At 70.6% G+C, this 25438-nt stretch carries 25 protein-coding genes and 2 tRNA genes; 16 read left to right on the top strand and 11 right to left on the bottom strand.

Annotated elements, in window-relative coordinates; all coding sequences use genetic code 11:
• Window positions 1–68: 68 nt before the first annotated feature.
• Window positions 69–854, bottom strand: coding sequence for a LytR/AlgR family response regulator transcription factor (locus AN478_RS08910; protein WP_054966257.1), 786 nt, complete (start codon window positions 852–854; stop codon window positions 69–71).
• A 176-nt stretch (window positions 855–1030) separates the two neighbouring features.
• Here AN478_RS08910 and AN478_RS08905 point away from each other — a divergent pair, with 176 nt between their 5' ends.
• Window positions 1031–1804: a hypothetical protein gene (locus AN478_RS08905; RefSeq protein WP_143004045.1), complete on the top strand. Its 774-nt coding sequence runs from the start codon at window positions 1031–1033 to the stop codon at window positions 1802–1804.
• A 40-nt stretch (window positions 1805–1844) separates the two neighbouring features.
• On the opposite strand, the gene AN478_RS08900 is transcribed toward AN478_RS08905, so the two are convergent.
• The 7 genes from AN478_RS08900 to AN478_RS08870 form a co-directional block, all read right to left on the bottom strand.
• Window positions 1845–2408 (bottom strand): outer membrane beta-barrel protein, encoded by a 564-nt coding sequence (locus AN478_RS08900; protein ID WP_054966255.1) that lies wholly within the window; start codon window positions 2406–2408, stop codon window positions 1845–1847.
• Window positions 2409–2591: 183 nt separating this feature from the next.
• The gene (locus AN478_RS08895; RefSeq protein WP_054966254.1) at window positions 2592–3782 is read right to left on the bottom strand and encodes a DcaP family trimeric outer membrane transporter; all 1191 of its coding nucleotides are present in this window, start codon (window positions 3780–3782) and stop codon (window positions 2592–2594) included.
• 109 nt (window positions 3783–3891) lie between these two features.
• The gene (locus AN478_RS08890; RefSeq protein WP_054966253.1) at window positions 3892–4512 is read right to left on the bottom strand and encodes a 3'-5' exonuclease; all 621 of its coding nucleotides are present in this window, start codon (window positions 4510–4512) and stop codon (window positions 3892–3894) included.
• Window positions 4512–6350, bottom strand: coding sequence for a putative nucleotidyltransferase substrate binding domain-containing protein (locus AN478_RS08885; protein WP_054966252.1), 1839 nt, complete (start codon window positions 6348–6350; stop codon window positions 4512–4514). The genes AN478_RS08890 and AN478_RS08885 overlap by 1 nt, the downstream gene beginning before the upstream one ends.
• 165 nt (window positions 6351–6515) lie before the next feature.
• Entirely contained in the window at window positions 6516–8177 is a 1662-nt protein-coding gene (locus AN478_RS08880) for a cation acetate symporter (protein WP_082432980.1), read from the bottom strand.
• A gap of 1 nt (window position 8178) precedes the next feature.
• Window positions 8179–8481 carry a DUF485 domain-containing protein gene (locus AN478_RS08875; RefSeq protein ID WP_054966382.1) on the bottom strand — a complete coding sequence of 101 codons (303 nt, stop codon included), beginning with the start codon at window positions 8479–8481 and terminating at the stop codon, window positions 8179–8181.
• Between the two features lie 269 nt (window positions 8482–8750).
• A tRNA-Val gene (locus tag AN478_RS08870) sits at window positions 8751–8825 on the bottom strand.
• Window positions 8826–8854: 29 nt separating this feature from the next.
• On the opposite strand from AN478_RS08870, the gene AN478_RS08865 reads away from it, so the two are divergent.
• Window positions 8855–9619, top strand: a complete 765-nt coding sequence (locus tag AN478_RS08865; RefSeq protein ID WP_054966251.1) for a uracil-DNA glycosylase — start codon at window positions 8855–8857, stop codon at window positions 9617–9619.
• 6 nt (window positions 9620–9625) lie between these two features.
• Here AN478_RS08865 and AN478_RS08860 read toward each other — a convergent pair whose 3' ends face one another.
• Together AN478_RS08860 and AN478_RS08855 are read right to left on the bottom strand one after the other, a co-directional pair.
• Window positions 9626–10900, bottom strand: coding sequence for an HlyC/CorC family transporter (locus tag AN478_RS08860; RefSeq protein ID WP_054966250.1), 1275 nt, complete (start codon window positions 10898–10900; stop codon window positions 9626–9628).
• Between the two features lie 24 nt (window positions 10901–10924).
• Entirely contained in the window at window positions 10925–11740 is an 816-nt protein-coding gene (locus AN478_RS08855; protein WP_054966249.1) for a cytochrome C assembly family protein, read from the bottom strand.
• 135 nt (window positions 11741–11875) lie between these two features.
• Between AN478_RS08855 and ffh the strand changes: the two genes are divergently transcribed.
• The 8 genes from ffh (at window position 11876) to xerD (ending at window position 18531) form a co-directional block, all read left to right on the top strand.
• The gene (gene ffh / locus AN478_RS08850; protein WP_054966248.1) at window positions 11876–13237 is read left to right on the top strand and encodes a signal recognition particle protein; all 1362 of its coding nucleotides are present in this window, start codon (window positions 11876–11878) and stop codon (window positions 13235–13237) included.
• A gap of 65 nt (window positions 13238–13302) precedes the next feature.
• Entirely contained in the window at window positions 13303–13548 is a 246-nt protein-coding gene (rpsP, locus tag AN478_RS08845; RefSeq protein ID WP_054966247.1) for a 30S ribosomal protein S16, read from the top strand.
• A gap of 6 nt (window positions 13549–13554) precedes the next feature.
• On the top strand, window positions 13555–14097 hold the full coding sequence (rimM, locus tag AN478_RS08840) for a ribosome maturation factor RimM (protein WP_054966246.1): 543 nt from the start codon (window positions 13555–13557) through the stop codon (window positions 14095–14097).
• Between the two features lie 14 nt (window positions 14098–14111).
• Window positions 14112–14891, top strand: a complete 780-nt coding sequence (gene trmD, locus AN478_RS08835) for a tRNA (guanosine(37)-N1)-methyltransferase TrmD (RefSeq protein ID WP_054966245.1) — start codon at window positions 14112–14114, stop codon at window positions 14889–14891.
• 60 nt (window positions 14892–14951) lie between these two features.
• On the top strand, window positions 14952–15305 hold the full coding sequence (gene rplS / locus AN478_RS08830) for a 50S ribosomal protein L19 (protein WP_054966244.1): 354 nt from the start codon (window positions 14952–14954) through the stop codon (window positions 15303–15305).
• A 110-nt stretch (window positions 15306–15415) separates the two neighbouring features.
• The gene (locus AN478_RS08825; RefSeq protein ID WP_054966243.1) at window positions 15416–17143 is read left to right on the top strand and encodes a tol-pal system YbgF family protein; all 1728 of its coding nucleotides are present in this window, start codon (window positions 15416–15418) and stop codon (window positions 17141–17143) included.
• The gene (locus AN478_RS08820; protein WP_143004047.1) at window positions 17121–17630 is read left to right on the top strand and encodes a methylated-DNA--[protein]-cysteine S-methyltransferase; all 510 of its coding nucleotides are present in this window, start codon (window positions 17121–17123) and stop codon (window positions 17628–17630) included. Before AN478_RS08825 ends, AN478_RS08820 begins: the two co-directional genes overlap by 23 nt.
• Entirely contained in the window at window positions 17620–18531 is a 912-nt protein-coding gene (xerD, locus tag AN478_RS08815; protein ID WP_054966241.1) for a site-specific tyrosine recombinase XerD, read from the top strand. The genes AN478_RS08820 and xerD overlap by 11 nt, the downstream gene beginning before the upstream one ends.
• A 47-nt stretch (window positions 18532–18578) precedes the next feature.
• Here xerD and AN478_RS08810 read toward each other — a convergent pair.
• A tRNA-Glu gene (locus AN478_RS08810) sits at window positions 18579–18654 on the bottom strand.
• 172 nt (window positions 18655–18826) lie between these two features.
• Between AN478_RS08810 and pcnB the strand changes: the two genes are divergently transcribed.
• The 6 genes from pcnB to panD are packed head-to-tail and all read left to right on the top strand — an operon-like array spanning window position 18827 to window position 25389.
• Complete coding sequence (gene pcnB, locus AN478_RS08805; protein WP_054966240.1) at window positions 18827–20143, top strand: polynucleotide adenylyltransferase PcnB; 1317 nt, start codon at window positions 18827–18829, stop codon at window positions 20141–20143.
• Window positions 20144–20159: 16 nt separating this feature from the next.
• Window positions 20160–22808: a CBS domain-containing protein gene (locus AN478_RS08800; RefSeq protein ID WP_054966239.1), complete on the top strand. Its 2649-nt coding sequence runs from the start codon at window positions 20160–20162 to the stop codon at window positions 22806–22808.
• Window positions 22801–23328 carry a 2-amino-4-hydroxy-6-hydroxymethyldihydropteridine diphosphokinase gene (gene folK / locus AN478_RS08795; protein WP_054966238.1) on the top strand — a complete coding sequence of 176 codons (528 nt, stop codon included), beginning with the start codon at window positions 22801–22803 and terminating at the stop codon, window positions 23326–23328. The genes AN478_RS08800 and folK overlap by 8 nt, the downstream gene beginning before the upstream one ends.
• Window positions 23325–24125: a 3-methyl-2-oxobutanoate hydroxymethyltransferase gene (gene panB / locus AN478_RS08790; protein ID WP_054966237.1), complete on the top strand. Its 801-nt coding sequence runs from the start codon at window positions 23325–23327 to the stop codon at window positions 24123–24125. The genes folK and panB overlap by 4 nt, the downstream gene beginning before the upstream one ends.
• Window positions 24126–24138: 13 nt before the next feature.
• On the top strand, window positions 24139–25005 hold the full coding sequence (gene panC / locus AN478_RS08785; protein ID WP_054966236.1) for a pantoate--beta-alanine ligase: 867 nt from the start codon (window positions 24139–24141) through the stop codon (window positions 25003–25005).
• A 6-nt stretch (window positions 25006–25011) separates the two neighbouring features.
• Window positions 25012–25389 carry an aspartate 1-decarboxylase gene (gene panD, locus AN478_RS08780; protein WP_054966235.1) on the top strand — a complete coding sequence of 126 codons (378 nt, stop codon included), beginning with the start codon at window positions 25012–25014 and terminating at the stop codon, window positions 25387–25389.
• Window positions 25390–25438: the final 49 nt, after the last annotated feature.

The raw sequence follows: 25438 nt of genomic DNA, 5'->3' as shown, positions 1-25438 counted from the left end.
ACCGGATGCGGAGCCTAGGAAAAATGGGGCTCCCGGAAAAGCCCTGGTTTGCCAGCGGGGGCAGGGGCCTAACGAGTGGGAGGTGTCACACGATGAGCGGTGTCCAGCACGCGCCGCACGCGCGGCTCGCGGCGCCGGCTGACGGGGATGGCGGGTGCGTCGGGGGTGTCCAGGCGCAGCAGGAGGCGGTTTTCGCGGCGCAGCAGAGCCTGAACCCGGTCCATGTTGACGATGTAGCTGCGGTGGGTGCGCAAGAAGCTGTCCGGGAGCGCGGAGGGGAAGCTGGACAGGGGGGTGCTGGTCATCAATCGGGCGCTGTCCAGGAAGATCTGCGTATAGGGGCCATGGGCTTCCAGGTAGCCGATGGCCGCGGGATCCAGGAAGCGGGTTTCCTGGTACAGGGGGACCGCCAGCCGCGAAGAGAGGTCCGGGCCGTCCTCGGCGGTACCCGCCTCCGCCTCGGTGGTACCGAAGTGCGGCACCATGAGGGCCAGCAAGCGGTCCCCGGTCGGGGCCCTCCGGGTGACCAGTGTGAGGCGGACCACTAGGTCCCGGTCCGGCTGGCGCATGGAGACACCCCCTTCCCAGAGCCCCTCCTCCAAGACCGCCGGGAGGGATTCCTCCCGGATCCGCGCGCGGGACCAGGGGCAGAAAAGGTCGGCGAGATGCTCCGGCGGGGGATCCAGGGCGGCCACCCGCCGGTGCAGGGCCGGGTTGAGGTGCTGGAGGGCCCCCTCGGCGTCCGCCAGGGCGACCAGCAGGCCGCCCTGCTCGAGGAACCGGGCCACCTCCTGGCCCAGGGCCTCGTCCAAGGCGGACCCGGGCGGAGTATCCTCCCAACCGGAATCGCTCATGCGTCCCCTCCGCTGCGTGCCGTCACGGTCGGCCCGTGACGACCTTGCCCGGTCCCCTCCCTTTTGGGCCAGGATCAGGGTACCCCAACCCGGGCCCTTCGTCGTCCCCGGTTGGCGCTTGCATCCTCGTTCAGACCCTGGAGGATGGTGGCGTGTCCACAAAGGGGAGCTGGAACATGGTAGACCCGAAAGCGGGGGGAAGGTTCGGCGTGCTGCTCGCCGCACTGGCGGGGACCGCTCCGGCGGCCGCCGAGGACGTCGTCACGGTGGAGGCCATGGCCGCCGATTTCCGCTACGAAGAGCCCAAGATGGAGGAGCACGGCCCGCTGTTCGGGGTCCGGGCGGAGTGGTGGGACCGCTACGACACGGGCAAGGCCATCCGGGTGAGCGGGGGCGTTCTGGCCGGCGGCACCGACTACGACGGCGTGACCTGGGGTGGGGATCCGGTGGAGACGGACACGGACGATGCGGTGCTGTGGGGCGGGATCCGCCACGGCTGGCCCTCCGGGGCGTTGGAACCCTATTTGGGCCTGGGGGTTCGCTACTGGCGGCAGACCCTCAACGGTCCCGGCGGCTACGACCGGTCCCACACCTACTTTTACCTGCCGGTGGGGCTGAGTCTGGGCAGTCCCCAGCGGGGGCCGGGCTGGGGCTGGCGGGCCCGCGCCGAGTATCGCCACCTGCTAGGGGGGATGGTGGTCTCCGAGCTTAGCGACGCCGATCCCCGGGTGGAGGATGCCCGCAACGACCTGAACAACGGTCTGGGCCTGCATGGTGAGGTCACCGTTTCCTATCGGGATGCCGACGGCCCGGCTTGGAACCTGAGCCTGTACGCGGAGTACTGGGACCTCGACCGCTCCGACTACGACACCATAGGTTTGCCGGACCCGGTGTCCGAGCCCGCCAACGAGACCACCGTGGTCGGCCTGCGGGCCGGGGCCGCCTTCTGAGCGGGCGCCCGCGCCCCGGCAGCCCCGGGGCCGTTCCGGCCTAGAAGCGCACCCCCGCCTTGGCGAGGAAGCGGCTGTTGTCCACGTCCGTCTCCGCCGCGCCGAGGTCGGCCTCCTGGGTCCACTGGTAGCGGGCCTCCGCGCCCAGGAACAGGGGGCCGCGGTGGTAGTGGAGGCTGGCGCCCGCCTGGAGGGCGAACACCCCGTCGCTGTCGCCGCCCTCGGCGTCGGCGGCCACGTAGCCCAGCCCCGGTCCGACGCCAAAAGATAGGTTGGAGCCCAGGTCCACGAGATAGTGGGGGTTGAGCTCGAAGCTGGTGAGCTCGAGGCCGTCGTTGTCGAAGCGGGTCAGGCTGATCTGCTGGCGGATCTCGCCGCGCGGCGGGGTGAGGGTCGGGCAGCTCAGGGAGAACTCCACGCCGTAGGCCGTGTCGCTGTCCACGTTGCCCACATCCGGATCCTGGAGGCCGCCGAGGACCGCCAGGGCGGCATCGGCCTGGTAGCCGGCCTGGGTGGCCGGCAGGAAGCTCCAGCCGTCGGCCTGGGCGTGCAGGGGCAGGGCGGCGGCGAGGGCCAGGGCGGGAACGGTCAGTGCGCGCTGCATGGTGTCCTCCGGGTGGAGTGGAAGTGTCGGAATATTAGTCATCCCTGATCATTCCCACCCTAGGGCCCGGAACGCGCGGGGCGCAACTGCGGGGGTTCCCGGCCGCCCCAAGCTGTTCGGTCCCTCAGCGCAAACCGCCCCCGGAAGGCCGGGGGCGGTTGTGGGCGTGGCCGCTGCTCCGCTTCAGAAGGCGTACTTGGCGGAGAACTGGAGGCGCTGCATGGTGCCGTCGCTGTCGTCGATGTTCACCCGCTCGGCGTGGCTGTACTCGATGCCGAAGGTGGCGGCGTCCACGGGGGAGTACATGAGGTTCAGGTGGGCGCTGGCGTAGCGCTCGGCCTCGCCGCCGCCCACGTCGGCCGCCTCCACGTCGGCCTCGGCCATGGACACGGACAGGGTGGAGCGCAGGCCCTCGGTCCAGAAGTGGCGGTAGGCGGCCAGTCCGCCCAGGACCGGGGTGGGGTTGATGTCGCCGTCGTCCTCGACGAAGCCGCCGGCGAAGGCGTTGAGGCCCAGGTAGCGGCCCAGGTGGCCGTAGTTGGCCATAAAGCGGAAGTCGTCGCGGCTGCCCACCTTCAGCCGGCCGGCCAGGCTCACGCCGCCGCCGTAGGCGGTTTCCAGGTCGCCATCGGCGTCCTCGTAGGCGAGCTGGCGGCCCAGCACGGCCAGGGAGACGTTGGAGCCGGCGTCGCTGCGCAGGTCGTAGCGCAGGGCCAGGTCCGGGGCGCCGCCGGCGTTGGCTACAAAACGGGCGTTCGGATTATAGCCCCGGGCGGTGGGGTCAGCCTCGGTGACATTGATATTGCCATTGTCGTTGAGGCTGGACTCGGCGTTTTCCACCGCCACATGCCAGGTGCCGTAGCTCGTATCCGCGCTGTAGCGCACCTGCGGCTGGCGGTTGAAGAGGGTGCCCACTGGACCGACGAAGTCGTTGAGCTCGGGCAGGCTGGAGACGTTGTAGAAGGTGGACCAGGTCTGGCCGAACAGGAAGTCGTCGAAGGTAAAGAAGGCGTGCCGGACGCGCGGGGAGTTGGAGTTGCTGATGCGCTCGTCGCTGCCCGGGACGTCCGTCACCATGAAGTCCAGCTCCAGGTGGGTGCCGAGCCGGTGGCCGTCCAGGTCGGTGTCGGTGGTGAAGCGGATGCGGCTCTCCCGGGCGTGGCTGTTGTAGCGGACCTGCTCGTCGTCGGCGCCGGTGGGGATCAGGCTGGGGACGAAGAACTCGTCCATCAGGGCGTTGCCCGGAGCGCCGGCGCTGTACTGGGTGGCCATGGCGTCGAGCTTGATGAAGCCCGAGACGTCCACCTCCGTGTCCGCGGCGGCGGAGAGGGGCAGGGTGGCCGCCACGGCGGCCGGGAGAGCGCGTCGAAGCATGTTTGGTCCTCCGGGCTGCGAAAAAGTTCCGTAAGGGTACCGTTCCCGGAAAACGGTGCAACCCCTTATTCCACTCGGGGATTTTTGCGGGCCGGAGGAGGCCCCGGGCTCAGACGCGATGCAGCCGTGGCCGGTGGCGGAGCTTGATGTACATGAGGGCGGTGGTGAGGGCGTCGCTGAAGGCGTCGTGGCGGCCAAGGTCCGGGATGCCCAGGTCGCGGCGCATGGACTCGAAGCGCAGGTCCACAAAGCCCCGGGGAATGGCGGCCTGCTTGGCGTCGTGGTAGAGGCCGGACACCTCGATGCGGGGGTTGGGCAGGGGGCCGCCCAGCCGGGGGCGGGCGATGCGGCCGATGAGGGCGCAGTCGAAGGTCAGGTAGTAGCCCACCAGGGGGCGGGGGCCGATGAAGCGCAGTAGGCGGTCCACCGCCGCCTCGGGGTCCATCCCTTGGGCCAGGTCCCGGTTGCGCAGGCCGTGGATGCGCACGTTCTCCTTGTCCAGGGGGCGGTCGGGTCGCACGGTGAGGTGCAGCGCCTCGCTGGTACGGACCCGGTCCCCCTCCACCGGCAGGGCGGCGACGGCCAGCAATTGGTCCTTGCGGGGGTCGAGGCCGGTGGCTTCGGTGTCCAGGCAGACCACGCGGCCGTCGGGCGGCGGGTCGAACAGGTAGGCCAGCTCCGGATCGCGCAGGCGGAGGCGGCCCAGGATGCGGCGCAGGGCGGCGCGCATCAGGTCACCAGGTTGAGGTGGAAGTGGTGGGCCACAAGCCGCTTGAAGGCCTTCACCGCCTGGAAGGCGTCCTTGAGCAGATCGCGCTCCAGCCGGGACAGCTCCGCGGGCCGGACCAGGTCGTCCGGGGCCCGTCCCGCCCGGTGGGCGGCCAGCAGGGCGCGCAGGCGCAGGCCGCTCAGGAAGTCCAGGGCCTCGATGAGCTCCTCGGCGAAGGCCGCGTCCAGGACGCCGTCCTCCGCCGCCCCCCGCAGCCGCTCGGCGGTCCCGGTGGCCTGCCGGCGGGCCTCCAGGGCCAGGCTGCGGGCGCCGTGGACGATGGGAAAGATGCCGCCCTTCTTCACGTCCAGGGCGTCGCCGCCGCTCCCCGCGCCGGTACGCAGGTGGGCGAAGGCCCCCAGGGGGGTGTCGAACTCGAGGACCGGCCGGGCGAAGGCCGAGAGCAGGCTGGGGTGTCCGGTCAGCCGCCCCAGCCCCGCGGTCCGCCCTTCCTCCCAGAGCTCGGTGTCCCCCGCCACCGCCGTCCCGTCCAAGAGCACGGCCAGGTCCATGAGGGCCTGCCCCTCGGGGTGCCGTCCGGCTTCGGCGATGCGCTCCTCCAAATCCGCGGGGGTGAGTCTCCAGCGGGGGTTGGTGACCATGTAGCCGCCGGGGCAGGGCGGGTAGCCCAATTGCTCGAAGCCCTTCCCCAGGGCCTCGGCGGCCCCCCGCACGGCCTCCGGGTCCGCCCCCGGGCGCAGGACCAGGAGGTTGTCCTGATCGGTCTTGAGCATCTGCTCCCCCCGCCCCCCGCTGCCCAGGACCACCAGGCAGCAGTCCCGGGCTAACTCATCCGGCACGGTCAGGTCGAACAGGCGGGCGAAGAGCTGGCGGTCCAGCGCGCTTACCAGGCGCTGGATGTGGCGGGGCTTCACGCCCCGCCCCGACAGGGCCCCCACCATGTCCACCAGACGCCAGCCGGCCCGGGCCAGGTCCTCCACCGAGCGAGCGCGGCGGATCTCGGTGACCACCAGGTGGGAGTGGTTGGCGTAGTAGCTCATCAGCGACCCCAGCTCCAGGAAGCCGCAGACGCCACCGTTCCAGCCTTCCTCGCGCACAGCCACGCGGCTGATGCCGTGCCGGGTCATGGCCAGCATGGCGTCGAACAGGCTGGCGTCGCGGGGCAGGGCCACCAGGCCATGGCGCGCCAGGTCCGCCACCGGGGTGGTGGCGGGCCGGCCCCGCACCACCACGGCGCGGTAGAGGCTGGAGACGGTGACCAGGCCCGGATCCGCCGTATCCCCCGGGCTGCCCACCAGGGCGGCGTTGGCCCCCGCCGCCTCCATGGCCTGGCCCGCCTCCTGGGCAGTGGCCTCGGGGGCCACCCAGACCGGCGGGTGCAGATAGGCTTGGTCGATGCGGGCGAGCATCACCGAGGCCAGGTCCTGCTGGCGCTCCCGCGCCAGGAGCCCGTCCAGCTTGGTGGCCAGGTCGTCGTGGAAGTGGGCCTGGAAGGCGGGATGCTCCCGGCACAGGGCCCGGAACCGGTCGGCCGGAAGGAGGTAGGCCACCATCTCCTCGGCCACCCGGAAGGTGGAGCGGTAGCCGCCCCGCAGGAGGGCCAGGGCCCCGAACAGCTCCTCGGGCCCGAAGACCCGGATCACCTCCTCCTCCCGGAGCTCCTCCACCCGGCCCTTGAGCAGGACCCACAGGCCCTCGGGGGTATCCCCGGGGCCGGCGAGGCGCTGTCCGGCCTCCGCGTAGACCACGTCCATGGCCCGCGCGGTCTCAGTGAGGGCCGCTCCCGGCAGGCGGTCGAAGGGGGGGATGGCGGCCAGGAAACGTAGGGTGGGCTCCAAAGGGGCCTCCGCAAGGGTGACAGGAGGTTAGACCCTGGAAATGATGCGGTTTCGCGGGGCGGACCACAATCCCGGCCGGGGAGCGGGTGGCGGAGACCGGTGGGAGGGCCCATAAAAAAGGGCCGCCCGGAGGCGGCCCTTGAACGTCGCGGGAGAGGGCGCCGCTTAGTGCGCCGACGCGCCCTCGGCGCCGATGCCGGTCTGGGACCGGACGAACTGGGCCTCGAAGTCCTCCCGCTCGCGCTGGCTGGCCTCGCTCTTGTCCGTGATGGAGAAGAACCAGATGCCGGCGAAGGCGATGGCTACGGTGAACAGGGCCGGGAACTTGTAGGGCACCAGGGGATCGCCCATGCCCATGATCTCGCTCCACACCGTGGGGCCGAAGAACACCATCACCACGGCGGAGGCCAGCCCCAGCCAGCCGCCGATCACCGCGCCCCGGGTGGTCATATCCTTCCAGTACATGGACATGATCAGCACCGGGAAGTTGGCGGAAGCGGCGATGGTGAAGGCCAGGGCCACCACGAAGGCGATGTTCTGGTTCTGGAAGGCGATGCCGAGCAGGATGGCGACCACCCCCAGGACCGCTGTGGCGATGCGGGACACCCGCATCTCCTTGTCTTCGCTGGCCCCCTTGTTCACCACGTTGGCGTAGATGTCGTGGGAGATGGCCGAGGCGCCGGCCAGGGTCAGCCCGGACACCACCGCCAGGATGGTGGCGAAGGCCACGGCGGAGATAAAGCCCAGGAACAGGTCACCGCCCAGGGCGTGGGACAGGTGCACCGCGGGCATGTTGCTGCCGCCGATCATGTTCCCGTCGGCCCCGAAGTAGGAGCCGTTGCCCAGGACGAAGGCCACGGCGCCCACGCCGATGATGAAGGCCAGGATGTAGAAGAAGCCGATGAAGCCGGTGGCGTAGAACACCGACTTCCGCGCCTCCTGGGAGTCCGGCACGGTGAAGAAGCGCATCAGGATGTGCGGCAGCCCGGCGGTGCCGAACATCAGGGCGATGCCGAGTGAGATGGCGCTGATCGGGTCGGAAACGAAGCCGCCCGAGTACATCATCTCGATGCCGTCGGGGTGCTTCTCCACGGCCATGGCGAACAGCTTGTCGAAGCTGAAGCCCGCCTTGTACATCACCGCGATGGCCATGAAGGTGGTCCCGGCCAGCAGCAGCACCGCCTTGGTAACCTGCACCCAGGTGGTGGCCAGCATACCGCCAAAGGAAACGTAGGCGATCATCAGCGCGCCGACGATGGCCACCGCCCACTCGTAGCGCAGGCCGAAGAGGGTCTCGATGAGCGATCCGGCCCCCACCATCTGCGCGATGAGGTAGAGGATCACCACCGAAAGGGAGCCGAAGGCGGCCAGGGCCCGCATGGGGGTCTGGCGGAAGCGGTAGGAGGCCACGTCGGCGAAGGTGTACTTGCCTAGGTTCCGCAGCCGCTCGGACATGAGGAACATGATGATGGGCCAGCCCACCAGGAAGCCGATGGCGTAGATGAGGCCGTCGTAGCCGTTGGCGTACACCGCGGCGGTGATGCCCAGGAAGGAGGCCGCGGACATGTAGTCACCGGCGATGGCCAGGCCGTTTTGCAGGCCGGTGATCCCGCCGCCGGCGGTGTAAAAGTCCTTGGCCGTGCGGGTGCGGTTGGCGGCCCAGTAGGTGATGCCCAGGGTGCCCATCACGAAGATGAGGAACATGGTCACCGCGGGGACGTTGACGCTGTCCCGGGCGCTGCCTTCCATCCCGCCGCCGGCGGCGAAGGCGGCCGTCCCGGCCAGCAGGGCGGCGAGGGCCAGGCTGTAGATCAGGGTGCGGGCCACGTTATTCCACCTCCTTGCGGATCTCTTCGGTGAGGCGATCGAACTCCCGGTTGGAGCGGCGGACGTAGATCCCGGTAAGCACGAAGGCCAGCAGGATGATGGCGATGCCGATGGGGAAGCCGATGGTGGTGTGCTCGCTGATGTGGGTCCGGAAGAATTCCGGATTGAAGGCCAGCACCAGGATGAAGCCGTAGTAGGCCACCAGCATCACGGCGGTGAGCAGCCAGCTCAGGGAGGAACGCTTGCGCACCAACTCCTGAAACTTGGGGTGGGCCTTGACGGCCTCCAGGGTCTCTTGGTTCACGGTTCCCACCTCCCTCCTTTTGGGTTTTGACGTCGTCACACCGGGGGCAGGGCCCTCCGGCGGTGGCGGACCCCGGACGGAGTACCGTGGAGGGACCCTCCGGGGCGTGGTAACCATACGACGAATGCGGCATTTGACGCCAGAGGTTTTGTCCTCTGGCCAGAAAGTCCCGGGAAACAGCGGGTTGCGCTTTAGTCGGGTGCGGTGATGTCCAAAAAAAGCCCCTACCGCATTGGGTAGGGGCTATCGCGCCGAAAGGCGGCTTCGTATGGTGGGCGGAGCTGGGATCGAACCAGCGACCCCTGCCGTGTGAAGGCAGTGCTCTCCCGCTGAGCTATCCGCCCGAAGAAGGCAATATTCTGCCTGTGTTAGGATGCCAGGGTCAACCCTTCGGACCGAGGAAAATGTCTTGGACGCCCGCAGCCAGCGGATCTATCTGAGCGCCCTGGGTACCCCGCTTTACCGGCGTCGCAGCCGGGAGGCGGCCCCGGACGATCCCACCGCCCCGGCCATGGAGTCCCAGCCCCCGCTCCTGGAGGAGGAAGGGGGCGATTACGGGCCGCTGGCCCCGGAGGGAAGGGAGGGCGCCCTGGCGGCCCTGCGGGAGGAGGTGGCGGGGTGCACGGCCTGCCCCCTCCACGAGAGCCGCACCCAGACGGTGTTCGGCGTGGGCGATCCCCACGCCAGGGTCATGTTCGTGGGGGAGGCCCCGGGCGGGGAGGAGGACCGCCGGGGCGAGCCCTTCGTGGGGCGCGCGGGCCAGCTGCTGGACGCCATGCTGGCGTCCTTGGGCCTGGATCGGAAGGAGGGCGGCGTCTTCATTGCCAACGTCCTCAAGTGCCGTCCCCCCAACAACCGGGACCCTAAGCCCGAGGAGGTGGCCCAGTGCGCGGGCTATCTGCGCCGGCAGATCGAGCTGGTCCAGCCGCGCGTCCTGGTGGCCCTGGGCCGGGTGGCGGCCCAGCAGCTGCTCGGCTCCCAGCAGCCGCTCGCCCGGCTGCGCGGACAGGAGCACCGCTTCCACGAGACCCCGGTGCTGGTGACCTACCACCCGGCCTATCTGCTGCGGAACCCTGCCGACAAGGCCAAGGCCTGGGAGGACCTGAAGGCGGTCCGCCGCCGGGCGGCGGGGGACTGACCGCTCCTAGTCCACCCAGCCCCGCTCCACGTCGTCCGGATAGACCCGCACCACGGTCACCGTCTGATGGCGGGTCTTGACCACCTCCATGGGATGGCCGCCCACCTTGAGACTGGTGTTGTCGTTGGGTATGGCCTCCAGCTTCTCGATGACCAGCCCGGCCAGGGTGCGGGGGCCGTCGGTGGGCAGGTCCCAGCCGAGCTGCCGGTTCAGGGAGCGGACCTCGATCTGGGCGTCCACCAGCAGGCTGCCGTCCTTTTGCGGGCGGATGCCGCGCATGGGTAGGTCGTGCTCGTCTTGGATCTCGCCGACGATCTCCTCGAGGATGTCCTCGAGGGTGACCAGTCCCACCACGTCCCCGTACTCGTCCACCACCAGGCCCAAGTGCTGGCGGCGCCGCTGGAACTGGATCAGTTGGTCCTGGAGCGGCGTGGTGGCCGGGATGAAGTAGGGCTCCCGCACCAAGCCGGCGATGGTCTCCCGGGAGGGCTCGCCCTCCATGTCGTTCAGCCGGAGCAGGTCCTTGCCGTGGATCACCCCCACGATGTGGTCCGGATCCCGCCGGTAGACGGGGAAGCGCGTGTGCGGCGAGGCCCGGAACTGGGCGAGGATATCCTGCCAGTCCGCGTCGATGTTGATGGTGGCCATCTCGGTGCGGGGGACCATGACGTCCTCCACGATGACCCGCGACAGCTCGAAGACGTTGAGCAGCATGCGCTGGCGGCGCGAGGACAGCAGGGCGCTCTCCTCGACGATGACGGTGCGCAGCTCCTCCTCGCTCAGGCTGGTCCGCACCGGTCCCTGGGTGAGCCGCAGGGCCCGGAGCAGAGTGTTAGCGATGGCGTTGATGGCCACCACCAGCGGATAGAAAACGAGGAGGAGGGGCCGGAGTACGGGCGCCGCCACGAAGGCCAGACGCTCCGGATAGGTGGCCGCCAAGGTCTTGGGGGCCAGCTCGGAGAAGATCAGGACCACCACCGTGAGGATCACGGTGGAGAGGAACAGGCCCGCCTCGCCGAGCAGATGGATGGCGATGATGGAGGAGACGCTCGCCGCCGCGATGTTGACGAAGTTGTTGCCGAGCAGGATCACCCCGATGAGCCGGTCGGGGCGCTCCAGCAAACGTACGGCGATCCGGGCGCCCCGGTGGCCCTGCTCCGCGCGGTGACGCAGGCGGTACTTGTTGAGGGCCATCATGGCCGTCTCGGAGCCGGAGAAGAACCCCGAGAGGGCCAGCAGGACGCCCAGCAGGAGGAATAGGGTGCCTAGGGAGGTGTCCATTGGAGGGGTGGGGGCCTTCTCGGTCTAGGCCTTGAGCTCTAGGATGAAGCGGACGCCGAAGTAGGCGAGCAGGAGCAGGCCGTAGCCGGAAAGCGTCCAGCGGACGGCGGTACGGCCCCGCCAGCCGTAGTGGCTGTGGCCCCACAGCAGGAGGGCGAACACCGCCCAGGCGATGAGACTGAGCACCGTCTTGTGGTCGAAGGTGAAGGGCCGGTCGAAGATCTGCTCGGAGAAGATCACTCCCGTCAGCACCACCAGGGTGAGGAGCCCGAAGCCGATCCGCAGCAGATGGAAGAGCAGGCGCTCCATGGGCTGCAGGGGCGGCAGGATGCGGCTCATCAGACCCGTACGCTTACGGCGGAGCTGGCGTTCCTGGGCCCCGAGCAGGACGGCTTGCACGGCGGCGATGGTCAGGGTGCCGTAGGCCAGCAGGGACAGGGTCAGGTGGCCGAGCAGGGCGGGCTGGCTCACGTCGATCCGGAGGGCGTGGCCGTTGGGCGCGAGGATCTCCACCACCATGACCACCGCCGCCAGGGGGAACAAGACCAGACCGAAGAGGTCGATCTTCAGGAACGGTACGGCGAGCAGGAACTGTAGGACCGCCAGCCAGGTGAACAGCGACACGGCGTAGGCGAGCCCGAGATTCAGGGCCCCGCCGCCGGTGACTACCTGGCCGCCCACGGCCACGGTGTGGAGGACCAAGCCCGCCGCACCGAGCCACAGGGCCGGGGTGAGGCTGTGCTGGCCGCGCTGGCGGACGGCCGTCCACCCCTGGGCGGTGGCGGCGGCGTAGCCGAGTGCGGCGAGGATCTGCAGCCAGAAGATGACCGCTGGATTCATGGGATATGGTAACGCGAGATCGTGTGGTACCCCTGCCCCTGGCAGGCCGGGGATCCTATCCGTTGGTTCCTGAGTAGATCCACCGTAAAATACGACGGTTTCGGCGCGAACTCAAATACGGAAGCGGCCAACACTATGTTCGAGAATCTTTCCGACCGACTGCAGGGCGTCTTCAAGGACCTCAAGGGCCAGGGCAAGCTGACGGAGAAGAACATCTCCGATGCCCTGCGGCAGGTGCGCATCGCCCTGCTCGAGGCGGACGTCTCGCTGCCCGTGGCCAAGGCCTTCATCGAGCGGGTGCGCGAGCGCGCGGTCGGTCAGGAGGTGCTGAACAGCCTGACCCCCGGACAGGCGGTGGTGGGCGTGGTCAAGGAGGAGCTGGAGCACCTCCTGGGTGACCAGAACGACAGCCTGAACCTGGCGGTGCGGCCGCCGGCCGTGGTGCTCATGGCCGGCTTGCAGGGCTCCGGCAAGACCACCACCGTGGCCAAGCTGGCCCGCTACCTGCGCGAGCGGGAGAAAAAGGAGGTGGTGGTCACCAGCGCGGACATCTACCGGCCCGCCGCCATCGACCAGCTGGAGACCCTGGCCGGCGAGGTGGGCGCCACCTTCGTTCCCAGCGAGAGCACCGAGGACCCCGAGGCCATCGCCGAGCGGGCGGTGGAGCAGGCGCGCATCCGCAGTGCCGATGTGGTCATCGTCGACACCGCTGGCCGCCTGCACATCGACGAGGACCTCATGCAGGAGATCCAGGGCCTGCAGCAGGCCCTGGATCCCGCCGAGACCCTGCTGGTGGCCGACGCCATGACCGGCCAGGACGCCGTGCAGACCGCCGAGGCCTTCAACGGCGCCCTCGACCTCACCGGCGTGGTGCTCACCAAGACCGACGGCGACGCCCGCGGCGGCGCCGCGCTGTCCATCCGCCACGTCACCGGCAAGCCCATCAAGTTCCTCGGCGTGGGCGAGAAGACCGAGGCCCTAGAGCCCTTCCACCCCGACCGGCTGGCCTCCCGCATCCTCGGTATGGGGGACGTCCTGTCCCTGGTGGAGGAGGCCCAGCGCACCGCCGACGAGGACCAGGCCGAGAAGCTGGAGAAGCAGCTCAAGTCGGGCAAGGGCATGACCCTCGCCGACTTCCAGGACCAGCTCAAACAGATCAAGCGCATGGGCGGCCTCACCAGCATCTTGGATAAGCTGCCGGGCGGGGAGAAGCTCGCCGGCGGGGCGGCCGGTATGGACGAGACCCAGATCAACCGCATGGAGGCCATCATCAACTCCATGACCCCCTGGGAGCGCCGCCACTCCGACGCCATCAAGGCCAGCCGCAAGCGGCGCATCGCCAGCGGCAGCGGCACCTCGGTGCAGGAGGTCAACCGCCTGCTCAAGCAGTTCGCCCAGATGCAGAAGGCCATGAAGCAGATGAAGAAGAAGGGCGGCATGAAGAAGATGATGGCCCAGATGGGCGGCGGCGGGGGCGACCAAGGCTTTCCGTTCTAGGCCAAATCCGGTATATTTCCGCGTTTTCACACGGTCCGAAGCAGTTCCTCAGGAGTCGAAGCTCAATGGTCACTATCCGTTTCGCCCGCGGGGGCGCCAAGAAGAAGCCGTTCTACCAGATCGTCGTTACCGAGCACGCCAGCGCGCGTGACGGCAACTTCATCGAGCGCCTCGGCTACTACAATCCGACCTCCAAGTCCAAGGACTACAAGCTGGACGTGGAGCGGACCAAGGCGTGGCTGGAGAACGGCGCCCAGGTCTCCGGCTCCGTGAAGGGCCTGCTGCGCAAGGAAGGCCTGACCACCGCCTGAACGCTCATGGTCCCGACCGAGCCTTCCCCGCGGGATCCCGCCGCCGACGGCGACTGGGTGACGGTGGGGCGGATCCACGGCCTCTATGGCGTGCACGGCGGGGTGCGGCTCTACTCCTACCTGGACCGTCCGGCCGACCTGCTGCGCTTCGACCACCTCTGGCTCCTCTTGGAGGGGCGGCGGGAGCGGCGGCGGATCCACGACCGGGAGGAGAAGGGACCGCGCCTGGTGGCCCGCATCGAGGGCGTGGACGGACGGGATGCCGCCCGATCGCTGCTGGGAACCCTGCTCCAGGTGCCCCGCGCGGAACTGGGCGGCACTGCCGCGTCCGGGGAGTACCTCTGGGCCGATCTGCTCGGGCTGAGCGTCGAGACGGTGGACGGGGTCCCGCTGGGCGAGGTGGACAGCCTCATCGAGACCGGCGCCAACGACGTGCTGGTGGTGGCGGGGCCCGACCGGGAGCGCCTGATTCCATTCACCGAGGAGGCGGTCCCTGAGGTGGACTTGGCCCGGGGCCGCATCCGGGTGGACTGGGACCCCGATTTCTAACCTCCGGAGTCGCGGTGCGCTTCCATGTACTGACCCTGTTCCCGGGGCTGTTCGAGTCGGTCCTGTCCTACGGTGTCCTGGGCCGGGCCGTGGAGCAGGGGCATCTGGGGCTCGAGCTCACCGACATCCGGGACTTCTCCCGGGACCGGCACCGGACCGTGGATGACCGGCCCTTCGGAGGCGGCCCCGGCATGGTCATGCGGCCGGAGGTGACGGCGGCGGCCGTGGATCACGCCCGGGCCCGGATGCCGGCGGAAGCGCCGGTGGTGTACCTCTCCCCGCAGGGGGAGACCCTCGACCACCAGAAGGTGGCCGAGCTGGCCGATCTTCCGGGGCTGACCCTGCTCTGCGGTCGCTACGAGGGTATCGACGAGCGGGCCCTGGAGAGCCGGGTGGATCGGGAGCTGTCCATCGGCGACTACGTGCTCTCCGGAGGCGAGCTGGCGGCGCTGGTGGTGATCGACGCCGTTTCCCGGCTGCAGCCGGAGGTGCTGGGCGAGCCCGCCTCGGCGGCGGAGGACAGCTTCGTCGAGGGTTTGCTGGACTGTCCGCACTATACCCGGCCGCAGGATTTCGAGGGCCGGGCGGTTCCCGAAGTGCTGCTGTCGGGGGACCATGGCCGCATCCGGCAGTGGCGGCGGCAGCAGGCCCTGGCCCGGACCTGGGAGCGCCGGCCGGAGCTCCTGCGGGAGCGCGGCCTCTCGGGTCCGGAGCGGGCCCTGCTGAGCGAATACATACGGGAAACCGGCGGCGACCCCGCTGCCCTGGAGGAGCTTCCAGGCCGGGTGGAGTGAGGCGCCCGGTTCCCCTTGTCCGAAATGTTTTGGCCCGAATCCAGATAGGGAGCAAGGACCATGTCCGACATCATCCAAGAGCTTGAGCGCGAGCAGATGAAGACCGATATCCCCGATTTCGGTCCGGGGGACACCGTGCGGGTGCACACCCGCGTGGTGGAAGGGAACCGGGAGCGGGTGCAGGCCTTCGAGGGCGTGGTCCTGGCCTACCGCAAACGCGGCCTGCATTCCGCCATCACCGTCCGCAAGGTCTCCTACGGCGAGCCCGTGGAGCGGGTCTTTCCCCTGCACTCCCCGCGCATCGAGAAGATCGAGGTGCAGCGGCGCGGCCGCGTCCGGCAGGCCAAGCTGTACTACCTGCGCGAGCGCGAGGGCAAGGCGGCCCGCATCCCCGAGAAGCGGACGGCCAAGTAAGCGGACGGCTCGTGCTGGTTCGGTTCTCCCGTACCGGGCGGCTGCCCGCTTGGCGCAGGCTGGGGACGGAACGGCCGGTTAACGCGGAGGGTGGCCCTCCGCGTTTTTTTGTGGCCGTCACCCTGGCGGCCATGGGCCTGCTTCCGGGGCTCGGCGGCCCCGGCGGGGCGTCGGCCGCCGACCTGGATACCGCGGCCAGCCAGGTGGCCTCCGGGCTGGGTAGTCTCGCCCTGGAGACCCTGGCCGAGGAGCCGCCGGAGCCCGGGGAAGCTGCCTGGGAGCGCTGGGCTCGTCTGCGCGCCCAGGCCCTGCGGCAGAAAGGGGCGGTGGAGGAGCTTGGCCGGTTCGCCGAGTCCGTGCCCGAATCCGCCAGCGCCGAGCTCCGGCGGTGGGTGCGGCTGCAGGCTGCCGAGGCGGAGCTGGAGGCCGGTTCGCCCGCACAGGCCCGGCGCCGCTTGGCGCGTCTGGTAGCCGCCCACCCGGGAGCCCCGGAGGCTCCGCAATGGCTGCGGCAGATCTACCGCGCCTATGCCGCGGAGGGGCGCTGGCAGGACGCGGCCACCGCCCTGCGCCGGCATCGGGAGGTGGAAGGGGGCGGTCCCCCAGAGGAGTCCTCCGTGGCCACCGAACAGGCCCGCATCCTCATGCGGGCCGGGGAAGAGGAGGATGCCCTAGCCCTGCTGGGCGAGGAGCCCCGGCATCCGGAAGGCCGACCCCTCCGCATCCGGCTGCTCGCTTCCCTGGACCGGACAGGGGAGGCCTACGAGGAGGCCCAGGCCTGGGCCGAGGAATCCGGGAATCCGCAGCCTGGACGGGCCTGGCGCCTGGTGGCGGACCTTGCCGGCGAGCAAGAGGGCCTGGACGCGCGCGTGGCGGCCCTGGAACGGGCCCTGCAGGAGGGCGTACCGCAGCCTGCCGCCGTGGTGGAGCGTACCTGGGAGGCCTACCTCCAGCTCGGCGAGCTCCTGGGGAGCGAGGAGGAGCTTCCGGCGGGGGAGGACGCCGCCTGGATCGAGCGGGCCGATGAGCTCGGCGGTCCCCAAGGGCGGGCCCTGCTGGCCCACGTGGCCCTGCTCGGGGGCTCCGCGGAGGCCCGCACGGACGCCCGGCTCCGCCTGGCCCGGGAGCTGGAGGAGGCCGGCCTGGATGGAACCGCCTCGCTGCTTTACCGGAAGGGGCCGGCCTTCGAGGGAGGAGAGGCGCTCTCCCCGCTGGTGCGGGTCCACCTGGGCCGGATCGCCCAGGCGGGAGAGCGGCTCGAGGACGCCCTGTACTGGATGGATCGCGTCGAGGAACTGCCCGAGGAGGTGAAGGCGGCCCCCTGGTGGCTGACCCGTGCCCGCCTGCGCGTCCGGCTGGGCCGGTACGCGGCTGGAGCCGAGGACCTGGAGCGGATCCTCGACGAGCCCGGCCGCCTAAGCGACTCCCAGTTCCGCCAGCAATTTCTCCAGGTGGCCTTCGATCTCCAGCAGGCGGAGCGCTATGCCACCGCCCTCGAGGTATTCCGGGGGGTCTACGAGGCCGTGGAGAAGGACAAGGCGCGGCGAGAGCTGCTCTACTGGATGGGAGAATGCCGGGCGGGCCTGGGTGAGCACCGGGAGGCCGCCAACCTCTTCCTGCGTTCTGCCGCCCACCGGCCGGGAAGCGTGGCGGACCGCTGGGGCCGCACGGCGCGGTTTCAGGCCGCCCGCTCCCTGGCCAAGGCCCGCCGCACGGAGGAGGCCCGACGGCTGTTTCGGGACCTGCTGGGCACCGGCACCGCTAGCCAGGACCGGGCCATCCAGCGGCGCATGAACCGTCTGATGGGAGAGGCGGTTGAAGACTCCGAGCGGCCCTGAAACGGAGTTGATCCTCCCCACCCCGGTGGGGTCCCTCGCCATTCACGGGGAGGGCCGGGGCATCACCCGCATCCGCTGGTTGCCCGAAGGGCCCACCGCCAAGCCATCGGCCGCCGGCACCCCCCTGATCCTGGACCGGGCCCGGGCCTCCCTGGAGGCCTACCTCCGCGACCCCGGTACCCTTCCCACCGGCGTGCCCCTGGCCCCGGTGCCCGCTACCCGCTTCCAGCGCCGGGTCTGGCGATACATGCGGGCCATCTCCCCCGGGCATCCCCTGACCTACGGGCAGCTGGCCGCTTACCTTGGCAGCTCGCCTCGGGCGGTGGGCAACGCCGCCGCCGCCAACCCCTGGCCCCTGCTGGTGCCTTGCCACCGCGTCGTCGGCCGGGCGGGCCCCGGCGGGTACCTCGGGGAGGCGGTGGGCGCGGGTCCCCGGATCAAGCGGTGGCTCCTGGAGCAGGAGGGTTGGCGGGCCGATGGCGTCTGAGCCCCATAGGGGACAGTCCGGCGGGGAGCTGGTGGAGCGGTTCCTCGACCGTCTGTGGCTTGAGGCCGGTCTGTCCGACAACACCCTGGCGGCCTATGGCCGGGACCTGCGCCGTTTCGCGGAGTGGCTGGGGGAGGGAACCCCCTTGGACCAGGTGCGGCGGGAGCAGGTGCTCGGTTTCATGGCCATGCAGATGCGGTCCGGGGTCAAGCCGCGCACCATTGCCCGGCAGCTTTCCACGCTGCGGCGCTTCTATCGCCACCTCCTGGACGAGGGGTGCCTCCGGGAGGATCCCTGCCGGGAGGTGGAGCCGCCCCGCCTGGATGCCCGCCTGCCCGATACCCTTACCGAGGCGGAGGTAGAGGCCCTGCTCAACGCCCCCGATCCCGGCGATCCCCTGGGGATGCGTGATCGCACCATGCTGGAGGTAATGTACGCCACGGGCCTGCGGGTGTCGGAGCTGGTGGGCCTGCCGCTGGGCAGGCTCCGCCAGGACGCGGGCTACGTGATGGTCACGGGCAAGGGCGGCAAGCAGCGCCTGGTGCCCCTTGGCGAGGAGGCCCTGGGCTGGTTGGGCCGGTACCTGGACCACGCCCGCCCCGCGCTCCTGGAGACCCGGGCCAGCGACCGGGTGTTCGTGTCCCGGCGCGGGGGCGGGCTGACCCGCCAGGCGGTCTGGTACCGGATCCGCAAGTACGCCCGCGAGCTGGGCATCGACAAGCCCCTGTCCCCGCACACCCTGCGCCACTCCTTCGCCACCCACCTGTTGAACCACGGCATGGATCTGCGGTCTCTACAGATGTTGCTGGGGCACAGCGACCTCTCCACCACGCAGATCTACACGCACGTGGCGCGGGAACGGCTCAAGTCGCTGCACGCCAGCCACCATCCCCGGGGCTGAGACGAAAAAAGCCCCGGCGGTTGCCGGGGCTTCAAGCAGCGCTTGTATGGCGCTCCCAAGGGGACTCGAACCCCTGTCTTCGGCGTGAGAGGCCGACGTCCTAGACCGCTAGACGATGGGAGCGTCGCAATGCGTGAGGAAGTATAATGAGATGCATCCGGATGTTCAACCCTTGCCGGGATCCGGAGGGCGGTTTTTCCCGCCGAGGTTTTACGTTTCCCCTTCGCTCGGCTACCCTTTGACCATGACATATTTGCCCCATCCAGAAAACCCGGATGCGCCTATCGAGTTAGAGATGAACCAAAGCTCCGCTGCTCAACCCCCGACCGCGGAAGCCGAGGGCCGGGACCCCATCATCCCCCGCCCGGAGCACGAGGTCTCCCGCCAGCAGATCTGCCCCAACGCCCTCAAGGTCCTTTACCGTCTGCACGGCAAAGGCTACGGCGCCTATCTGGTCGGCGGCAGCGTCCGCGATCTCCTCCTGGGCCGCGAGCCCAAGGACTTCGACATCGCCACCGACGCGCGGCCCGAGGAGGTGCGGGAGGTCTTTCGCAACTGCCGGCTGATCGGGCGCCGCTTCCGCCTCGCCCACGTGCACTTCAAGGGCGACATCGTGGAGGTGGCCACCTTCCGCGGCTCGGGCTCCGACGCCGAAGGGGAAGGGAAGGTGCGTACCGAGGAGGGCCTCATCCTCCGGGACAACGTCTACGGCACCCTGGAGGAGGACGCCTTCCGCCGGGACTTCACCGTGAACGCCCTGTACTACAACATCGACGACTTCTCGGTGGTGGACTACGTGGGCGGGCTGGAGGACCTGCGGGCCGGGCGCCTGCGCCTCATCGGCGATCCGGCGACCCGCTACTGCGAGGATCCGGTGCGCATGCTGCGTGCGGTGCGCTTCGCCGCCAAGCTGGGCTTCTTCATCGAGGCGAACACCGCGGCGCCTATCACCCGGATGAGCCACTTGCTGGAGGACGTCCCGGCGGCGCGCCTGTTCGAGGAGGTGAACAAGCTCTTCCTGTCGGGAACCAGCGTGGGCGCCTATCAGCTCCTGCGCCGCTTCCGGCTCTTCGAGCGGGTCTTCCCCGAGACGGCGGGCCTGCTCGAGGAGGAGGAGAACAACTTCCCCCACACCTTCCTCACCCACGTCTTCGAGGATACGGACCGCCGGGTGGCGGGCGATCTGCCGGTGACCCCGGCCTTCCTCTTCGCCGCCCTGCTCTGGCATCCCCTGCAGCGGGAGCGCGCCGTCCTGGAGGAGGAGGGGTATCCCCCGGAGGACGCCATGCAGAAGGCCGCCGGCCGCATCCTGCGCCGGCAGACCCGCCACGTGGCCCTGCCCAAGCGGTTCGCTGAGGGGGTGCGGGAGATCTGGGCCCTGCAGGGGCGCATGGAGCGCAGCCGGGGCAAGCGTGCCCTCCGCCTGCTCGGCCACCCCCGTTTCCGCGCCGGTTTCGACTTCCTGGCCCTGCGCGGGCGCTCCGGCGAGGCGGACCCCGAGCTGGTCCGCTGGTGGCAGGACCTGATGGACGCCCCCGAGTCCCAGCGGCCCAAGATGGTGGGCCTCAAGGGGGGCGGACAGAACCGCAACGGCAACCGGCAGTCCGCCTAGCTCGGCCGGACCCCCCATGGCCCGCCAGCACCCCGCCACGGTGGCCACCAGCCACCCCAACGCCGACCTCGATGCCGTGGGGTCCATGGTGGCGGCCGCGCACCTGGAGGAGGGCGCCGTTCCCGTCCTGGCGCACGGCGCCGAGCCCGCCGCGAGCTGGCTCCTGGCCCGTCTGGGCGACGAGGCGCCGCGGGTCCTGGACGCCCGGGAGGTGGACCCGGAGGCCATCCGCACCCTGGTGGTGGTGGACACCCGCGACCTGGACCATCTGGGGCCTTTCGCCGAGGTGGCCCAGGATCCCCGCCGCCGACTGGTAGTCTATGACCACCACGGGGGCAGGGAGCTGCCCGACCACGCCGAGGTGGTGGCCATCGAGGCCGGCTCCAACACCGCCGGCATGGTGGAGCGGCTTCGGCGCGAGGGCGCGACCCTGACCCCCGCCGAGGCCACGGTGCTCGCCGCGGGCGTCTACGAGGACACCGGCATGCTCACCTTCGCCGGGGTCACGGCGGCGGACTTCGAGGCGGCCCGCTGGCTCCAGGAGCAGGGGGCGGACCTGCCCCTTGTCGGGCGCCTCCTGCGCCAGGAGCTTGCCCCGGCCCAGATCCATCTCCTCGACCAGCTGCTGGAAAACGCCGAGCCCGTCTCCGGCCTGCGCCCCGACGTCCTCCTTTCCGCGGTGCGGGACGAGGAGGAGGTTCAGGACGCCGCCAACGTGGTGCAGCGGTTCATGGACAGCGTGGAGGCGGCGGCCTTCTTCGCCCTCATCCAGCAGGGGAGCCGGGTATTCGTCATCGCCCGCGCCCGCCCCGGCGGTCCCGATGTGGGGCAGGTGCTGGGGGAGCTGGGCGGGGGCGGCCACGCCCACGCCGCTTCCGCCTCGCTTCCGGGAGTGCCCCTGGCGGAGGCCCGAGAGCGGCTCGTGGAGGTGCTGCGGCGGCTGCACGGCCATCCGCGAACCGTGGGGGAGCTCGCCACCCGCCAGGTGCACAGCCTAGCCGCCGAACAGACCGTGGCCGCTGCCGCCGAGCGCCTGGGCCGGTACCCCCTGGCCCGGATGCCGGTGGTGGACGCGGAGGCCCGGCCCGTGGGCTGGGTGGATCAGGCCATGCTTGGCCGGGCCCGGGCCCACGGCCTGGGCGAGCAGTCCCTGCGCGAATACGCGGCCCCCCTGCCGACCCTCGGCCCGCACGATTCCATCCACGCCGCGGAGGGCTGGGTTCTGGATCGGGACTACCCCATGGTGGGCGTGGTGGAGGAGGGGCGGCTGGCCGGGGTGCTGACCCGCTCCGACCTGATCCGCAGCTGGCGGGAGGAGAGCCCCGAGCTGCCGGAGCCCCTGGCCTCCGGCGGCCACGGGGGTAGCCGCCGCAACCTCGCCGGGCGCCTGCGGGAGATGCTGCCCCACCGGACCGTGGCCGCCCTGGAGCGGCTGGGGGAGCTGGCCGCCGAGGCGGGGGAGCGCGCCTTCCTGGTGGGGGGCCTGGTGCGGGACATCATCCTCCATCGCGCCAACACCGACGTGGACGTGGTGGTGGAGGGTGACGCCATCGCCCTCGGCAAACGCTTCGCCGACGAGGGGGGCTGGCACCTGCACGCCCACCAGCGCTTCGGCACCGCCGTCCTGGTGGGCCCCGGGGACCAGCGCCTCGACCTGGCCTCCTCCCGCATCGAGCACTACCCCTATCCGGCCGCCCTGCCGGAGGTGGAGACCGGCTCCATCAAGGCGGATCTGTTCCGGCGCGATTTCACCATCAACGCCCTGGCGGTGGAGCTTGACGGCCCGCGCTTCGGCCGCCTGCTGGACCTGTTCGGCGGCCTGCAGGACATCCGCCAGGGCACCATCCGCGTCCTGCACAGCCTGTCCTTCGTGGAGGACCCCACCCGCATCCTGCGGGCGGTGCGTTTCGAAGCCGAGCTCGACTTCCACATCGACGCCCAGAGCCTGCGCCTGATCCGCAACGCCGTGGACCTGGATCTGCCGGCCCGGCTGTCGGGGCACCGGCTTTTCCGCGAGCTGCGCTACCTCTTGGAAACGCCGCGGGCGGTGGAGGGGGTGCGGCGCCTGGGGGAGCTGGGCATGCTGTGCTTCGTCCATCCCTCCCTGGAAGGCGAGCAGGAGGCCGCCGTCCGGCGGCTGGGGGAGGGCCGGGAGGTGCTGGACTGGTACCGGCTTCTCTTCCGGGCGGAGGCGCCGGCGGCCTGGAAGGTGATGACGCTGCTGCTGGTCTGGAAGCTGGAGCCCGAGGCGCTGCGCGCGGTGCTGCTGGGCTTCGAGGTGCGGGCGCGGGACGCGGAGCGCCTGGCCGAGGACCGCGACCGGGCCGCGGCCTTCGAGCGCGCCGTGGCCGAAGGGCGCCTGTCCCCGGAGGATCCCGCGGGGGTCTTCGACCACTTGGAGGCCCTTTCCCTGGAAGGGTTGTTGGCCCTGATGGCGGCCACCGGCCACGGCGGGGTGCGCGAGGCCGTGAGCCGCTATGTGCAGCACCTGCGGGGGACCCGGAGCGCCCTTACCGGAGTGGATCTGATCGAGCTGGGCGTGCCCAAGGGGCCGGAGGTGGGCCGATGGCTGAGCGCCCTGGCGCGGGCCCGGGCGGCGGGGAAGGTGGCCAGCGCGGAGGAGGAGCGGGACTTGGTGCGCGCGGGAGGGAACGGCGATGGCTGAGGTGTTCGTGGGAGTGGGCAGCAACCAGGGGGATTCCCGGGAGCTGCTGCGCCGGGGCCTGGCCCGTCTGGAGGCCGTCGTGCCGGGGGATCTGGCCCGGGTGAGCTCCCTTTACCGGACCGGGCCCGTGGGCTACACTCAACAGCCCGATTTTCTCAACGCCGTTGCCCTGTTCCATGGTGAGCCGCTGCCCGAACGATGGCTGCAGCGGCTTTTGGCCGTGGAGGCCGAGCTGGGGCGCCACCGGGACGGGCCGCGCTGGGGCCCGCGCTGCCTGGATCTGGACCTGCTAGCGGTGGGCGCCCGCACCGTGGAGACCGCCTCGCTGACCCTTCCCCATCCCCGTCTCCGGGAGCGCCGGTTCGTGCTGGTCCCCTGGGCCGAGATCGCCCCGGACTTCCGTCTCCCGGACGGGAAGCGGATCGCCGATCTGGAACGGGCCTGCGCGGACGCGGGGCGCGTCGAGCCGGTGGAAGGCCCCGCGTGGGCCGGGAAACGCCCGGAGAATGCCCGAGGATGAGCGCGCTAACCGTTGACGGGCTGCACAAGAGCGGCGGCGACCGGGAGCCCCTGGTGGCCGTCACGGCCTATGACTACACCTTCGCCCGCCTGGCGGACGAGGCGGGGGTGGACATCCTGCTGGTGGGCGATTCCCTGGGTATGGTGGTGCAGGGGGAGGCCACCACGCTGCCGGTGACCCTGGACCACATGGTCTACCACACGCGCTGCGTGAGCCGCGGGCGCTCCCGGGCCCTGGTGGTGGCCGACCTGCCGTTCCGGGCCTACAAGGCCAGCCCCGCCCAGGCCCTGGACAGCGCCGCCCGGCTCATGGCCGAGGGCGGCTGCGAGATGGTCAAGCTGGAGGGCGGCCGCCCCATGGTGGAGACGGTGGCCTTCCTCCAGGAGCGCGACATCCCCGTCATGGGCCATCTGGGGCTGACCCCCCAGTCCGTCCACCAGCTCGGCGGCTACCGGGTGCAGGGCCGCAGCCCCGATCAGGCCGCCGCCCTCGTGGAGGAGGCCATGGACCTGGAGCGGGCCGGGGCGCGGGCGCTGGTGCTGGAGGCGGTGCCCCGCGAGGTGGCCCGCCGGGTCACCGAGTCGGTGGACATCCCCGTCATCGGCATCGGCGCGGGCCCCGATTGCGACGGCCAGGTGCTGGTGCTCCAGGACGCCCTCGGGCTGTTCGAGGGCCTGCAGCCCCGGTTCGCCAAGCGCTACATGGACGGTGCCGGGGCGGTGCGCGACGCCCTGGGCGGCTTCTGCCGCGAGGTGCGCAGCGGCGCCTTCCCCGCCGATGAGCACAGCTTCGAGTAGCGCCGGATCGTTCATGTACGCCACCTACACTGTTGCACAGCTGAGGGAGGTCCTGGCGGGCTACCGCCGCGCGGGTGACCGGGTGGCCCTGGTGCCCACCATGGGCAACCTCCACGCCGGGCACATGGCCCTGGTGGAGCGCGCGCGGGAGCTGGCCGAGCGGGTGGTGGTGTCCGTCTACGTCAATCCCACCCAGTTCGGCCCCGGCGAGGACTTCGAGGACTACCCGCGTACCTTCGAGACGGACCGCGAGCGGCTGCTCGCCGCCGGGGTGGACGTCCTGTTCGCGCCGAGCACCGCCGAGGTCTATCCCGACGGGCCCTCGGCGGTGGCGGTGACGGTGGACCGGGTGACGGAGGGCCTGTGCGGCGCCGGCCGCCCGGGGCATTTCGGCGGGGTGGCAACCATCGTCGCCAAGTTGCTGTGCGCCGCGCGTCCCGATTACGCCGTGTTCGGCAAGAAGGACTACCAGCAGTGGGTGGTGGTGCGCCGGCTGGCGCGGAACCTGCTGCTGGACGTGGCTATCGAGGCAGCGCCCATCGTCCGCGAGGCGGACGGCCTGGCCCTGAGCTCCCGCAACGGCTACCTGAGTCCCGCCGAGCGCCAGACCGCGCCTTGCCTGTACCGCGCCCTGCAGGAGGCGGTGCGGGCGGTGGAGGCGCGAAGCATGGACGCGCGGGAAGTGGAGGGGGAGGCCCGGCGCCGGCTCGAGGAGTGCGGTATGGAGCCGGAGTACGTGGAGGTCCGGAGGCGGGAGGACCTGGCGGAGGTCACGGACCTGGCCGGGCCCCGGGTCTTGTTGGCCGCCGCCTACCTGGGCGGCACCCGTCTGATCGATAACCTGGAATTCGGTCCGTCCGACGGCACGTTGGAGGAATAGGGGACCATGCAGCTGACCCTGCTGAAGAGCAAGATCCATCGCGCCACCGTAACCGACGCCGACCTCGACTACGAAGGCAGCTGCGCGATTGACGCCGACCTGCTGGAGGCCAGCGGCCTGCGTGAGTACGAGCGGGTGGAGATATACAATGTCAGCAATGGCGAGCGATTCGCCACCTACGCCATCCGCGGGGAGCGGGGCTCGGGCGTCATCTCCATGAACGGCGCCGCGGCCCACAAGGCCTCCGTGGGGGATCTGGTGATACTTTGCGCATACGCCGGGCTGGCGGAGGAAGAGGCCGAGGAGCATCAGCCGCGGATCGTCTGGGTGGACGAGCGGAACCGGATTCGCCGCACCTCCGGGGTTCCCGAGCGGGCCGCCTGAGACGCCTCCCTCGACGGCCGGGCCGGCGGCGGACAATGGATAGGCCCCG

The sequence above is a fragment of the Thiohalorhabdus denitrificans genome (assembly GCF_001399755.1).
GTDB lineage: Bacteria > Pseudomonadota > Gammaproteobacteria > Thiohalorhabdales > Thiohalorhabdaceae > Thiohalorhabdus > Thiohalorhabdus denitrificans.
Note: the sequence above shows the minus strand (reverse complement) of the source record. Positions and strands in the feature narration are given on the sequence as shown.